Annotated in this window: 10 protein-coding genes; 7 read left to right on the forward strand and 3 right to left on the reverse strand. The window is 66.5% G+C overall.

The window, feature by feature from the left end; translation table 11 throughout:
- The first annotated feature begins 62 nt into the window (after nt 1-62).
- The 7 genes from ASD72_RS16375 to ASD72_RS16405 all read left to right on the forward strand — a co-directional run bounded on the left by ASD72_RS16375 (nt 63) and on the right by ASD72_RS16405 (nt 10584).
- Complete coding sequence (locus tag ASD72_RS16375; RefSeq protein WP_056881000.1) at nt 63-1583, forward strand: tryptophan halogenase family protein; 1521 nt, start codon at nt 63-65, stop codon at nt 1581-1583.
- A 378-nt stretch (nt 1584-1961) separates the two neighbouring features.
- Nucleotides 1962-3602, forward strand: coding sequence for a glucoamylase family protein (locus ASD72_RS16380; RefSeq protein ID WP_200948914.1), 1641 nt, complete (start codon nt 1962-1964; stop codon nt 3600-3602).
- Nucleotides 3603-3683: 81 nt separating this feature from the next.
- Nucleotides 3684-4967, forward strand: a complete 1284-nt coding sequence (locus ASD72_RS16385; RefSeq protein ID WP_235578038.1) for a sugar ABC transporter substrate-binding protein — start codon at nt 3684-3686, stop codon at nt 4965-4967.
- Nucleotides 4964-5848: a sugar ABC transporter permease gene (locus ASD72_RS16390; RefSeq protein ID WP_056881001.1), complete on the forward strand. Its 885-nt coding sequence runs from the start codon at nt 4964-4966 to the stop codon at nt 5846-5848. Before ASD72_RS16385 ends, ASD72_RS16390 begins: the two co-directional genes overlap by 4 nt.
- Nucleotides 5845-6666 (forward strand): carbohydrate ABC transporter permease, encoded by an 822-nt coding sequence (locus ASD72_RS16395; protein WP_056881002.1) that lies wholly within the window; start codon nt 5845-5847, stop codon nt 6664-6666. The genes ASD72_RS16390 and ASD72_RS16395 overlap by 4 nt, the downstream gene beginning before the upstream one ends.
- Before the next feature lie 41 nt (nt 6667-6707).
- The gene (locus ASD72_RS16400; RefSeq protein ID WP_081420397.1) at nt 6708-9860 is read left to right on the forward strand and encodes a discoidin domain-containing protein; all 3153 of its coding nucleotides are present in this window, start codon (nt 6708-6710) and stop codon (nt 9858-9860) included.
- A 52-nt stretch (nt 9861-9912) separates the two neighbouring features.
- Nucleotides 9913-10584, forward strand: a complete 672-nt coding sequence (locus tag ASD72_RS16405) for a hypothetical protein (protein ID WP_056881003.1) — start codon at nt 9913-9915, stop codon at nt 10582-10584.
- Between the two features lie 31 nt (nt 10585-10615).
- Here the strand turns inward: ASD72_RS16405 and ASD72_RS21085 are convergent, their stop codons facing one another.
- The 3 genes from ASD72_RS21085 to edd all read right to left on the reverse strand — a co-directional run bounded on the left by ASD72_RS21085 (nt 10616) and on the right by edd (nt 13623).
- Nucleotides 10616-10933 (reverse strand): hypothetical protein, encoded by a 318-nt coding sequence (locus tag ASD72_RS21085; protein ID WP_155944703.1) that lies wholly within the window; start codon nt 10931-10933, stop codon nt 10616-10618.
- A 25-nt stretch (nt 10934-10958) separates the two neighbouring features.
- Nucleotides 10959-11615 carry a bifunctional 4-hydroxy-2-oxoglutarate aldolase/2-dehydro-3-deoxy-phosphogluconate aldolase gene (locus ASD72_RS16410; protein WP_056881004.1) on the reverse strand — a complete coding sequence of 219 codons (657 nt, stop codon included), beginning with the start codon at nt 11613-11615 and terminating at the stop codon, nt 10959-10961.
- Between the two features lie 97 nt (nt 11616-11712).
- Nucleotides 11713-13623: a phosphogluconate dehydratase gene (gene edd / locus ASD72_RS16415; RefSeq protein ID WP_056881005.1), complete on the reverse strand. Its 1911-nt coding sequence runs from the start codon at nt 13621-13623 to the stop codon at nt 11713-11715.
- Nucleotides 13624-13841: the final 218 nt, after the last annotated feature.

Below are 13841 nucleotides of genomic sequence, written 5' to 3' on the forward strand. Positions count from 1 at the left end.
ACGACGTCATCGGCCATGTTCGGGACCCGCGCAAGCGGGTCCCGTCATTTGGGGGAGGGGAGATGGACGGGAACTCGATTCGCGAAGTCGTGGTGGTGGGCGGTGGTTCGGCCGGCTGGATGGCGGCTTCGGCACTGGTCAGGCATCTGGACCGGAACTGCAAGGTCCGGCTGGTGGAGTCCGACGAGATCGGCATCATCGGTGTCGGTGAGGCGACGGTGCCGCACATCCGCACCTTCAATGCACAGGCGTTGGGGCTGGACGAGGCGGAATTCGTCCGTGCCACGCAGGGCACCTTCAAGCTCGGCATCGAGTTCCGCGACTGGGCGCGCATCGGCGACCGCTACATGCATGGGTTCGGTACGGTGGGACATGACCCCGGGCCGGCCGCCTTCCATCATTATTGGTTGCGTTTGCTGCTCGCCGGCAAGAACGTTGGCGACATCGGTTCCTATCAGTTGCAGACGGCGGCCTCGCGCGAAGACCGGTTCCTCCCGGGCGCGAACGACGTGCCGCCGACATCGCCGCTGGCATCGGTGGCGTACGCCTACCATTTCGACGCGACGCTCTATGCACGCTACCTGCGCGGGTTCGCAGAGGGGCAGGGCGTGGAGCGGATCGAAGGCAAGGTCGTCGATGTGGAACTTCGCCCGGAGGACGGCTTCGTCTCGGCCGTTGTCATGGCCGATGGCCGCAGGGTCGAAGGCGACCTGTTCATCGATTGCTCCGGCTTCCGTGGCCTGCTGATCGAACAGGCGCTCAAGACGGGTTACGAGGATTGGAGTCATTGGCTACCGTGCGATCGCGCGGTGGCCGTGCCATGCGCACGCGTGGGCGACCCGACGCCATATACACGTTCGACCGCGCGTACCGCGGGCTGGCAATGGCGCATTCCGCTGCAGCACCGCACCGGCAACGGCCTGGTCTACTGCAGTCGCTTCCTCAGTGACGACGAAGCTGCGAACACGCTGCTCTCGAATCTGGATGGCGAAGCTCAGGCAGAGCCGCGGCCGTTGCGTTTCGTCACCGGCAAGCGCAAACAGTTCTGGAACCGCAACGTCGTGGCGGTCGGATTGGCCAGCGGGTTCATGGAGCCGCTGGAATCGACCAGTCTGTTGCTGATCCAGACTGCGATCCTGCGGTTGCTGGACATGTTCCCGCGGCAGGGCATCGACCCGGGTCTGGTGGCGCGCTACAACGAACGCACGCACTTCGAATACGACCACATCCGGGATTTCCTGATCCTGCACTACAAGGCGGTGGAGCGCGACGAGCCCTTCTGGCGCGAATGCCGGGAGATGCCGATCCCCGACACGCTGCAGGCCAACATCGACCTGTTCCGCAACAGCGGGCGCTTCTACCGGGACGGCGAGGAGTTCTTCGCGCTGCAGAGCTGGATCCAGGTAATGCTGGGCCAGCGCATCGTGCCGAGCGCGTACTCACCCCTGGTGGATCGGCTGTCGGAGGCGGAGGTCGAGGCCTTCGTGGCGAATGTCCGGCAGACGATCGACCGCTGCGTGCAGGCGATGCCCAAGCACCAGGCCTTCATCGAGCGGCATTGCCGTGCGCCGGCGGTGGGCTGAGTCCATCCGTCGCTTTGACGCTGCGGTGCAGCATTGAAGTGCTTTGTTTCCCTTGTTGAAACAAGTACTTGCAGGCTGCACCGGGTGGAGTTGGCCGTTTTTGCCATGGGTTCTGAAAACGGTTACATTTCCGTGGTGAGATGTCATCCGTGGAGGGCGGACGTGACGCACGAGTGGCTTACCCGACGCGTGTCGCACGCAGGTGCGACGGCGCAGAGACGAGGGTCGCCGGTGCATCCGGCGACGGTAGCCCGTGCCTTCTCCGCCCGCTGCCCGCCAGGCACCGGAATCCCCCTTTTTCTTTGAACCGCCGTCGGGTCCTGTCGCCAACGCGGCGTGCAGTATTCCGCTCTCGCATGTAAACGTTTACAGCCCAGCATGATGACCACGAACGAAGCCCGCTTTCCGTTGACCCGCAGCATCACGGCGTTCCTCCTCACCCTGGCGATTGCCGCCTGCCAGAAGGCACCGGAGCCCGCGCCCAAGCCAGAAGCCAAGCCTGCAACGCCCGCCGTTGCCGCCAAGCCCGAACCGCCGGCCAAGCCGGAACTGCCGCCGTTGTTCCGCGACATCGAACGCCGCACGTTCCAGTTCTTCTGGGATACGACCAACGAAATGAACGGACTGACGCCAGACCGCTATCCATCGCGTCCTTTCGCCAGCATCGCGTCGGTCGGCTATGCGCTGACGGCGTATCCGATCGGCATCGAGAACGGCTGGGTCAGCCGCACCCAGGCGGTGGATCGCACGCTGACGACGCTGAAGTTCCTGCGCGACGTGCCGCAGGGCGCGCAGAAGGAAGGGCGGGGTGGCTACAAGGGGTTCTATTACCACTTCCTCGACATGGACACCGGCCAGCGTTTCAACAGCTGGGTGGAACTGTCCAGCGTGGATACCTCGTTGCTGATGATGGGCGTGTTGTTCGCGCAGTCGTACTACGACCGCGACGAGGCACGCGAAAAGGAGATCCGCGAGATCGCCGATGTGCTGTACAAGCGCGTGGACTGGACCTTCCTGCAGAACAACAAGCCGTTGATCTCGATGGGCTGGTTCCCGGAAAGCGGCACCATTCCGCACGACTGGAAGGGCTACAACGAGGCCATGATGGTCTACGTGCTGGCGATGGCGTCGCCGACCCATCCGGTCGGCCAGGACGCGTGGGAAGTGTGGACGCGCAGCTACGGCGAGTTGTGGGGCGTATTCCAGGGGCAGGAGTACCTGACCTTCGCGCCGCACTTCGGCCACCAGTACAGCCATGTCTGGATCGACTTCCGCGGCATCCAGGACGCCTACATGCGCGAGCGCGGCATGGACTACTTCGAGAACAGCCGCCGCGCGACGTACGCCCAGCGCGCATATGCCACCGAGAACCCGATGAAGTGGAAGGATTACGGCGAGAACGTCTGGGGCCTGACCGCCTCGGACGGCCCGCAGCAGACCCTGCAGGAGTACCGCGGCGAGCAGCGCCAGTTCCGCCATTACTCCGCGCGCGGGGCCGGCTTCCGCGAGAACTTCGACGACGGCACCATCGCGCCCACCGCGGCGGTCGCCTCGCTGCCGTTCGCCCCGGAGATCGTGATCCCGGCCACCGAGGAAATGCACCGCCGCTACGGCGACTACCTCTACTCGAGCTACGGCTTCCTCGATTCGTTCAACCCGAGTTTCGACTACGACATCCCGCTGAAGACCGGCCGTGTCGTGCCGGGCAAGGGCTGGGTGGCCAGCGACTACATCGGCATCGACCAGGGCCCGATCCTCGCGATGATCGCGAACTACCGCAGCGATTTCGTCTGGAACGTGATGAAGAAGAATCCCTATATCCGCGATGGCCTGAAGAAGGCCGGCTTCGAAGGCGGATGGCTGGACGCGAAGACGGAGCAGGCCGCACAGGCCGCGCCGACGGCACCCACCGCGCCGCCGGATCTCGATGCAGCCGCAGCGCGTGCATTGGGCACGGCGGAATCGCGCGCCAACCAGGCCGCACAGCCTGAGGCGGCGCGCCCGCAACAGCCGGAGTAAGCTGCACGCATGGTCGAGCGCGTGCCAGCGTCGTTCTCTCCAGCACGCATCAGGGCCTCCTTCTTTCGAAGGGCGGCCTTGGTGCGCTGCTGTTTCCTGCTCGTGGTCCTGGGCCTCACGTTCTGCCTGGCGGGCTGCACGCGCACGGAAGATGCGCGTACCACGGTGCGCTTCTGGGTGATGGGTTATGAAGGCGAAGTGGTGGCGAAACTGCTGCCCGAGTTCGAGCGCCAGCACCCCGATATCCATGTCGACCTGCAGATCGTGCCGTGGCTGTCGGCGCACGAAAAATTGCTGACCGCCTTCGCTGGCGATTCGCTGCCCGACGTGTGCCCGATCGGCAACACGTGGATCCCGGAGTTCGCTGCGCTCGGCGCGCTGGATCCGCTGGACGACCAGATCGCCGCGACGCCCGGTTTCAACCAGGCGGATTTCTTCCCGGGCGTCTGGGATACCGGCGTGATCGACGGGCGCGCATACGCAGTGCCGTGGTACGTCGAGACGCGCTTGCCGTTCTACCGTCGCGATGTGCTCGCGAAGGCCGGCGTCAAGACGCTGCCCACCAGCTGGGACGAATGGCGCATCGCGCTGCGCGAGGTCAAGCAGGTGGCGGGCGAGGGCAACTACTCGATCCTGTTGCCGCTCAACGAATTCGAGCCGCTGTTGAGCCTGGCCATCCAGCAGCCCGAACCGCTGCTGCGCGATGGCGGGCGCTATGGCAATTTCCGCAGTGCAGGTTTCCGGCAGTCGCTCGGCTTCTACAAGGAGATGTTCGACCAGCAGTGGGCACCGGTGGTGACCAACAACCAGATCTCGAACGTGTGGGACGAATTCGGCAAGGGCTTCTATTCGTTCTACATCTCGGGCCCCTGGAACATCGCCAAGTTCAAGGAACGCTTGCCGGCTGCTCAGCAGAGCGACTGGATGACGATGCCGCTGCCGGGGCCGACGGGGCCGGGCGCGTCGCTCGCCAACGGCACCAGCTTCGTGGTGTTCAGGAATTCGCCGAACAAGGCTGCGGCCTGGAAGCTCATTGCCTGGCTGTCGTCGCCGCAGGTACAGGCGGAGTTCCATGCATTGACGGGTGATCTTCCGCCGCGTCGTTCTCCGTGGCTGACGCCCGCCTTGGCTGAGGATCCTTATGCGAAAGCCTTCCGCGAGCAACTGGAGCGGGCCGTGTCGACGCCCAAGGTGCCGGAGTGGGAGCGCATCGCCACCGAAATGCGGCTCGTCGGCGAACAGGTCGCGAACGGACGCATGACGGTGGACCAGGCGGTCGAAGAGCTCGACCGGCGCGCCGACCGCATCCTCGAGAAGCGGCGCTGGATGCTGGACCACGCCGACAAGACAGGGGCCGCGCCATGAGGTCGACCCACGCGCTCGCAGGCTGGTTGTTCGCCGCGCCGGCATTGACCGTCATCGTCGTCTTTTTCGGCCTGCCGGTGCTGGCGGCGTTCGTGCTCAGCCTCACCGACTTCGATATCTATGCACTGGCCGACATCGGCAACCTGCGCTTCGTCGGCTTGGACAACTACCTCGGCCTGCTGCAGAACCCGCTGTTCTGGAAATCGCTGGGCAACACGGTCTACTTCGTCGTTGTCGGCGTTCCGCTGTCGGTCGCGGTGTCGCTCGGTGCCGCGCTGCTGCTGCATTCCAAGCTGGGGCGCTTCAAGGGCTTCTTCCGCACCGCGTTCTTCGCGCCGGTGGTCACCACGGTCGTCGCGGTCGCGGTGATCTGGCGCTATCTCTTCCATACCAAGTACGGCCTGGTGAACTGGGGACTGTCGTGGGTGGGCATCGATCCGGTGGACTGGCTGGGCGATCCGACCTGGGCCATGCCGACCATCATCCTGTTCGCCGTGTGGAAGAACTTCGGCTACAACATGATCATCTTCCTGGCCGGCCTGCAGAGCATCCCCGAAGACCTCTACGAAGCCGCGCGCATCGATGGCGCCTCGCGCTGGGCGCAGTTTCGCCACGTGACCCTGCCGCAGCTGGGCCCGGTGCTGCTGCTGGTCGGCATCCTGACCATGGCCGGCTACTTCCAGTTGTTCGCCGAGCCCTACGTGATGACCCAGGGCGGTCCGCTGGAGAGCACCAAGAGCGTGCTGTACCTGATGTACGAAGAAGGCTTCAAGTGGTGGAACCTGGGTAACGCCTCGGCGGTGGCATTCCTGCTCTTCATCCTGATGACGGCCGTCACCAGCGGCCTGCTGTGGTTCGCGCGCAAGCGGGGCGTGGAATGAACCAGCGCCTCGCCACGATCGTCGTCAACGGCTTGCTGGTCGCGCTGGCCGTCCTCAGCCTGGGTCCGCTGCTGTGGATGCTGTCGGTGTCCTTCATGCAGACCGGCGAAGCGGGGCACTTCCCGCCGCCGCTGTTGCCGGCGGCGCCCACGCTGGACAACTACCGCGACCTGTTCGTGCGCGCCGGCATGGGGCGTTACCTGATCAACAGCTTCATCGTCTCGACCAGCGTGATGCTGCTGTCGCTGCTGTTCAACACGATGGCGGGCTATGCGTTCGCCAAGCTGCGCTTCAAGGGGCGCGACGGCACGTTCCGCGCGCTGCTTGCCGCGCTCGTCATCCCCGCGCAGGTCGCGATGATGCCGCTGTTCCTGCTGCTGAAGCAGATGGGCCTGGTGAACACCTATGCCGGCGCCATCGTGCCCGGCATGGCGGCGATCTTCGGCATCTTCCTGGTGCGCCAGTACGCGCGCTCGATCCCCGATGAACTGCTCGAGGCCGCGCGCATCGACGGCGCCAGCGAGGCCCGCATCTTTTTCCAGATCGTGTTGCCGGGCCTGAAGCCGATCCTGGTGACGCTGGCGATCTTCAGCTTCCTCGGCGCGTGGAACGATTTCATGTGGCCGTTGATCGTGCTGAGCGACGATGCGCTGCAGACCCTTCCCGTGGCGCTGGCGGCGTTGTCGCGCGAGCACGTGATGGACTACGAACTGATGATGGCCGGCTCGGTCGTCACCATCCTGCCGGTGCTGCTGCTGTTCCTCGTGCTGCAGCGCTACTACATCCAGGGCTTGCTGCTGGGCAGCGTGAAGGGCTGAACCCGCCGCGCCTGCCGCCCGTGTCTGACGGAGATGACAACATGGTGTCGACTTTCGCCCGCCTGACGGCCGGGTTGGTATTGCTTCCTGCAGTCTGCGCCGGCGCCCATGCCGCCGATCCCGTGCGCGTGCTGGATGCGTTCGATGACGCGTCCACCTGGCGCGTGGTCACCTCCAACCAGGTCAGCGGCGCGCTGCGGCCGGTGGACGGCGTCGATGGCAAGGCCCTGTGCCTGGACTACGACTTCAACGGCGTATCGGGCCATGCGGGCATCCAGCGCGACCTGGTGCTCGAATATCCGCAGAACTACCAGTTCGGTTTCCAGCTCCGCGGCGATTCGCCGCGCAACGACCTGCAGTTCAAGGTCGTCGATGCCAGCGGTGACAACGTGTGGTGGGTCAACCGGCCGAAGTACGATTTCCCGACCGCATGGACGCCAGTGCGCTACAAGACCCGCCACATCGACAAGGCCTGGGGCCCGGATCCGGACCGCGTGCTTCGCAAGAGCGTCAAGCTGGAATACACGATCTACAACAACGTCGGCGGCAAGGGCTCGGTCTGCTTCGACCAGCTGACGTTCCAGCCGTTGCCCGTCGATGACGGTGCACCGCTGACCGGCAAGGCGAGCGCGAACGTCGCGTTCCCCGCCGGTGCCGCATCGCTGGCGGTGGATGGCAAACCCGATACCGCGTGGTCCGCGGACCTGCATGGCAACCAGGACCCGCAGCTGACGCTGGATCTGGGCAAGGTGCGTGAATTCGGCGGATTGGTGCTCGACTGGAAGGCGGGCCAACACGCATCCGACTACCTCGTGCAGATCTCGGACGATGGCGCGCGCTGGCGCGACGTGCGCACCGTCGTGGACGGCAATGGCGGGCGCGACTACCTCGCGCTGCCGGAGTCCGAGGCGCGCTACATCCGCGTGTCGGTCGGCGACGGCCCGGGCACCTCGTTCGCCCTCGCCGGGCTGGAGGTGAAGCCGCTGTCGTTCGCGGCGCATCCCAACGATGTGATCAAGGCGATGGCGGTCGATGCGCCGAAGGGCTGGTTCCCGCGCGGATTCAGTGGCGAGCAACCGTACTGGACCATCGTTGGCCTCGACGGCGGCCGCGAACAGGGCCTGATCGGCGAGGACGGCGCCATCGAGATCGCGAAGGGCGGCATCAGCGTCGAGCCGTTCGTGCAGATCGATGGCCGCTGGGTCGGCTGGTCGGACGTGCGGGCGGCGCAGTCGCTGCAGGATGGCTATCTGCCGATTCCCACGGTCACCTGGACGCACCCGCTTTTCTCGCTGTCCACCACGGCCTTCGCGGCCGGCGCGCCCGGCGATTCCCGCGTGGTCGCGCGACATCGCCTGACCAACACCGGCGCGGCGCCACGCGAGTACGCGCTCGCGCTGGCCGTGCAGCCATGGCAGGTGAATCCGCCCAGCCAGTTCCTCAACACCACGGGCGGCTTCAGTCCGATCCATGCCATCGCGCTGCGCGATGGCGTGGCGAGCGTGAACGGGCGCGCCAGTCTGCGCTTCGCGACGCCGGATGCCGTGCTGGCGTCGCGCTTCGATGAAGGCATGGTGCGCGAACGCATCGAAGACAGCGACGCATCGAAGGCGACCACCGCATCGGTCGACGGCGACGCGACAGGCCTGGCCTCCGGTGCCGTGCTCTACCGCTTCACGCTGGCGCCGGGTGCGAGCCGGGACATCGACTGGGTCGCGCCGCTTGAGGGTGCGTTGCCGGCACGCATCGATGCGGCACGCGACCAACAGGCGATGACGGGCGTCTGGCGGAAGAAGCTCGACGAAATGAAGCTGCAAGTGCCTGCCGAAGGCCAGCCCGTCGCCGATACGCTGCGCACCGCGCTGGCGCACATGCTGATCTCGCGCATTGGACCGCGTCTGCAGCCGGGTACGCGTTCGTACTCGCGCAGTTGGATCCGCGACGGCGCCATGATTTCCGAAGGCCTGCTGCGCCTGGGTCGTCCGGAAGTGGTGAAGGAGTACGTCGAGTGGTACGCGCCGTACCAGTTCAAGAACGGCAAGGTGCCGTGCTGCGTCGACGACCGCGGTAGCGACCCGGTGCCGGAGAACGACAGCCACGGCGAACTGGTCTTCAACATCGCCGAGTACTACCGCTATACGGGCGACAAGGCGTTCCTGAAGGCGATGTGGCCCCACGTGCAGGGCGCATTCGCCTACATGGAAGAGCTGCGCCTCAGTGAGCGCACCGAGGCCAACCGCGCGATCAATGCGGCGTTCTACGGCATGATGCCGGCCTCGATCAGCCACGAAGGCTATTCGGCCAAGCCGATGCATTCGTACTGGGACAACTTCTGGGCGCTGCGCGGCTACAAGGATGCCGTCGAAGTGGCGGACGCCTTGGGCGAGACGGGTGAAGCCAGGCGCATGGCCGCTTCCCGCGATCAATTCCGCGACGACCTCTACGCCTCGCTGCGTGCGGCCACCGAGCGCAACAAGATCGACTACCTGCCCGGTGCGGCCGAGATCGGCGACTTCGACCCGACCTCGACCACCATCGCGCTGGCCCCGGGTGGTGAGCAAGGCAAGCTACCAGCCGACCTGCTGGACAACACCTTCCAGCGCTACTGGCGCGAATTCGTGCAGCGCCGCGATGGCCAGCGCGAGTGGAAGGACTACACGCCGTACGAGTGGCGCAATGTGGCCGCATTCGTGCGGCTGGGATGGCGCGAGCGCGCGTGGGAGGTGCTGGACTTCTTCTTCGACGACCGCGCGCCGCAGGCCTGGAACCAGTGGGCGGAAGTGGTATCGCGCACGCCGCGCAAGCCGTTCTTCGTCGGCGATCTTCCGCACGCCTGGGTCGCGTCGGACTTCGTGCGCTCGGCGCTGGACATGTTCGCCTACACACGGGAAGCCGACGACAGCCTCGTGCTGGCGGCGGGCGTACCGGCGACGTGGCTGGACGGCGAGGGCATCGCCATCGACGGGCTGCGCACGCCGAACGGCGCGCTCGGCTACCGGCTGCGAAAGACGGACGGGCAGCTCCAGCTCGACGTGAAGGCGGGCATGAAGCTGCCGGCCGGTGGGCTGGTGCTGCCGTGGCCGTACGCCGGCGAGCCGGGTGAAGCCCGCATCAACGGCAAGCCGGCGCCGTGGAAGGATGGCGAGCTGCGCATCACCACGTTGCCGGCGAAGGTCAGCATCCGCACGCGTTGAGCGCAGGCGGATGGGGATAAAGTAGGCGCGGCTCCTGTCCGCGCCTGCTGCCATGAACGCCGATGACGCCCGCCTCCCGCTCTGGCCGCTGCCGCTGCTGATCGCGCTGCTGTTCCTGGTCGCGGCGCATGCGGCCTACCTGCTGTCGATCCAGGCCGGGCATGTGCCGGCCTGCGTGCCGTATCTCGAGGGCTGCGTGTCGATCAGCCGCGCCGCCCGCCATGGCGACGGCAACCACCTGTTCCGCTTGCTGGTGATCCCGTGCGCCGTGCTGCATGCACTGGTGTGGTGGCTGGCTCGGCACTGGCTGCGCGGAGGCCGGCTGATGCTGGTGCTGGGCGTGATGTCGGCGATTGCGTTGGCGGTCTACGCCACTTTTCTCGGCACCGAAGGCGAGGCCTACCGCTTCCTGCGCCGCTACGGCGTGGTGGTGTACTTCGGCTTCGGCTATCTCGCGCAACTGGCGCTGATGCGTCGCGCGTCGCGCATGCAGGCACTGCCAGCGAGCGTCATCGCGTGGATGTCGTGGATCGCGATGGCGATGCTGGCGCTGGGCGTCGCCAATGTCGTGGCGGGGCTGGCCGTCCCGGATCCCGCGGCGAAAGACCGTTGGGAGAACGTCTTCGAGTGGTGGCTCGGCCTGCTGATGATCGGCTGGTATGGCGTGCTGGCCTTCAGCTGGCGGCGACAGCGTGTCGCTGTGACGCTGCCGGCAAATACATAGCGTAGTCCTTCGCCGAAAGGATGATGGGTCGCTAAGTGTTATCGATCCATAAGATGTGGCCAAAGCCGACGCGGCGAATACCCTCCGAGAATTCCCAGCGGAAGCCGGAAACGAACGTGGCGACATCCTGCTTAGGGACCACGAAAACACAGGTCGCCTCACATGTTTCGCTTGGTACTAGCCAGTCGATGTCGATGAAATCGATCTGCCCAAAGACGTAATAATCTCTGCCGGGTAGACGATGATTTGGACGTATACCGGAGCCAAATCCAGGTCGACCGAACATCGCGCTTTGATCGAGTGAGATCTCAGCGCGAAACGTCAGTGTCTCGTATGCGTTCTCTTCCATCTCGACGGCTAACCCTTTGGCTGCCTCAGCCGCGCACACCCTTGACGATGGCGGCGGCCTTGGCCGAGCTGGCGGTGACCTTGTCCCACTCGCCGTTGTCGAGCCAGCCCTTCGGCACCATCCACGAACCGCCGATGCAGACGACGTTCGGCTGCGAGAGGTAATCCGCCGCGGTGTCTTCGGTGATGCCGCCGGTGGGGCAGATCTTCAGCTCCGACAGCGGACCGGCCAGGCCCTTCAGCATCGCCAGGCCGCCGACGGCGGTGGCGGGGAACAGCTTGCAGACGCGGAAGCCACGACCCATCAGCGACAGCAGTTCGGTCGGGGTCGCAGCGCCGGGCACCACCGGGATGTCGGCGGCGGCGAGCGCATCGGCGAGCGCAGGCGGCGTGCCGGGCGTGACGAGGAAGTCCGCGCCTGCGTCGATGGACTGCGCGATCTGTTCGGTCGTCAGCACGGTGCCCGCGCCGATCACGATGTCCGGCAGTTCCTTCTTCAGCATCGCCAGCGCGTCCATCGCCACCGGCGTGCGCAGCGTCAGCTCGATTGCCGGCAGCCCGCCTTTCAACAGGGCTTCGGAGACGCGACGCGCCTCGTCCAGCGTGTGCACGGTGACGACCGGCAGGATGCCGGCGGCGCGGAGGAGGGATTCGGCTTTCTGCTGGCGGGCTTCGATGGTCATGTGCAGGTGTGCGATGGGTCGGTGGTGGGAGCGACGTCAGTCGCGACTACGGATGCGGGAAAGCTTCGCGACTGACGTCGCTCCCACACGGTGTTGGTCAGGCATCCTTGGCTTCGTGCGGGGCGTCGGCGGCATGCGCGGCATCGCCGAGCTCGTACTCCGCATCGTACTCCCAGGTGCCGTCGTGGAAGGGCAGGCCGCAGGACACCGACATGCCACCGCGGTCCGCCGGCGTGACCACGTCGCGATTGATCGCGAACAGGTTGCGGCCCAGGTCCAGCGCGGCGGGCGACGTGTTGGGCGCGATCTCGCGCGATGCCCATTCGGTGGCGTCGACGAGCGCTTCGAGCGTGCCGGCTTCCGCATCGAGACGGAGGATGTCGCCTTCGCGCAGCTTCGCGAGCGGACCGCCGCGGGCGGCTTCCGGCGTCAGGTGGATGGCGGCGGGAATCTTGCCCGACGCGCCTGAGAGGCGACCATCGGTGACGAGTGCGACGCGGCGGCCCTGGTTCTGCAGCAGGCCCAGCAGCGGCGCCAGCGAATGCAGTTCCGGCATGCCGTTCGCGCGCGGGCCCTGGTAACGGACGACGGCGACGAAATCCTGCGGCAGCGCACCCGCGGCGTGCAGCTTGTTGAGTGCACGCGGGTCGTCGACGACGACGGCCGGCGCTTCGATGAAGCGGTACTCCGGCTTCACGGCCGAGGTCTTGATCAGCGAACGGCCGAGGTTGCCGCGCAGCAGGCGCAGGCCGCCCTGCGCTTCGAACGCGCGCGCGACCGGGCGCACCACGTCCTCGTCGGCGCTCTGCGCGATGCCGGGTGCATAGGCGAGACCGCCATCCTGCAAACGCGGTTCGTCGCAGAACGCGCGCATGCCGCCGGGCACGATCGTCGGCAGGTCGTGCATCAGCCCAGCGTCGAGCAGTTCGCGGAAGACGAACTGCGTGCCGCCGGCCGCGGCGAAGCGGTTCACGTCGGCTTCGCCGTTGGGGTAGACGCGCGCCAGCAGCGGCACGGTCTGTGCGATCAGGTCCATGTCGTCCCACGTCAGCACCACGCCGGCCGAGCGCGCGACCGCGATCCAGTGGATCGTGTGGTTGGTGGAACCGCCAGTCGCCATCAGCGCCGCCATCGCGTTGACGATGGCGCGCTCGTCGATGAGGCGCCCGATCGGCCGGTAGTCGTCGCCCAGCGCGGTGATGCGCAGCGCGCGCTCGGCGGCGGCGCGGGTCAGCACATCGCGCAGCGGCTGGTCGGGATTGACGAACGACGTGCCTGGCAATTGCAGGCCCATCGCTTCCAGCAGCACCTGGTTGGAGTTGGCGGTGCCGTAGAACGTGCAGGTACCGGCGGCGTGGTAACTCGCGGCTTCGGCTTCAAGCAGTTCTTCGCGCGTCGCCTGGCCGGCGGCGTAGCGCTCGCGCACGGCGGCTTTTTCCTTGTTCGGGATGCCGGGCGTCATCGGACCGGCCGGCACGAACACCGCGGGCAGGTGGCCGAACGCCAGCGCGCCGATCAGCAGGCCGGGGACGATCTTGTCGCACACGCCCAGGTAGAGCGCGGCGTCGAACATGTCGTGACTGAGCGAGATCGCCGTGGCCTGCGCGATGACGTCGCGCGAGAACAGCGACAGTTCCATGCCCGGGCGGCCCTGGGTGACGCCGTCGCACATGGCCGGCACGCCACCGGCGACCTGCGCGGTCGCGCCGAGGTCGCGCGCGACCTGGCGGATGATCTCGGGGTAGTGCTCGAACGGCTGGTGCGCCGACAGCATGTCGTTGTAGGCGTTGATGATGCCGAGGTTGGGCGTGGCATCGGCGCGCAGGCGGCCCTTGTCGGTCGGGCCGCACGCAGCGAAGGCGTGCGCGAGGTTGCCGCAACTCAGCCGTTCGCGCTGCGGACCTCCGTGGTGCGCGGCGTCGATGCCGTCGAGGTAGGCGCGGCGCAACGGGGCGCTGCGCTGACGGATGCGTTCGGTGACTTCCTGGATACGGGGGTGCAGGCTCATGGGCGTAGGGCTAGGCTGCAGACGTGGGAATTCTGCATGTCGTGGCGGAAGAGGTCGTGAGGAGCGCGCCGCACCCGGGGCCCCATGTGCGGAGCGGCAGGACGGAGGAAGACGGCGACGGCATGCTGCTTTCTACTGCCTTTGACGCAGGCGCGAAAGTGACCAAAGCAAGACCAGTCTTGGTGCGCTGCGCCGCATCCTGCTGCGATGCAGCGCGC

The organism is Pseudoxanthomonas sp. Root630, assembly GCF_001427585.1.
Taxonomy (GTDB): Bacteria; Pseudomonadota; Gammaproteobacteria; order Xanthomonadales; family Xanthomonadaceae; genus Pseudoxanthomonas_A.

Excerpts from the sequence above, each read along its gene's own strand:
- ASD72_RS16405 (WP_056881003.1), top strand. The coding sequence starts at position 9,913 with ATGAACGCCGATGACGCCCGCCTCCCGCTCTGGCCGCTGCCGCTGCTG.
- ASD72_RS16375 (WP_056881000.1), top strand. The coding sequence starts at position 63 with ATGGACGGGAACTCGATTCGCGAAGTCGTGGTGGTGGGCGGTGGTTCG.
- ASD72_RS16400 (WP_081420397.1), top strand. The coding sequence starts at position 6,708 with ATGGTGTCGACTTTCGCCCGCCTGACGGCCGGGTTGGTATTGCTTCCT.
- ASD72_RS16380 (WP_200948914.1), top strand. The coding sequence starts at position 1,962 with ATGATGACCACGAACGAAGCCCGCTTTCCGTTGACCCGCAGCATCACG.
- ASD72_RS21085 (WP_155944703.1), bottom strand. The coding sequence starts at position 10,933 with ATGGAAGAGAACGCATACGAGACACTGACGTTTCGCGCTGAGATCTCA.
- ASD72_RS16410 (WP_056881004.1), bottom strand. The coding sequence starts at position 11,615 with ATGACCATCGAAGCCCGCCAGCAGAAAGCCGAATCCCTCCTCCGCGCC.
- ASD72_RS16395 (WP_056881002.1), top strand. The coding sequence starts at position 5,845 with ATGAACCAGCGCCTCGCCACGATCGTCGTCAACGGCTTGCTGGTCGCG.
- ASD72_RS16390 (WP_056881001.1), top strand. The coding sequence starts at position 4,964 with ATGAGGTCGACCCACGCGCTCGCAGGCTGGTTGTTCGCCGCGCCGGCA.
- edd (WP_056881005.1), bottom strand. The coding sequence starts at position 13,623 with ATGAGCCTGCACCCCCGTATCCAGGAAGTCACCGAACGCATCCGTCAG.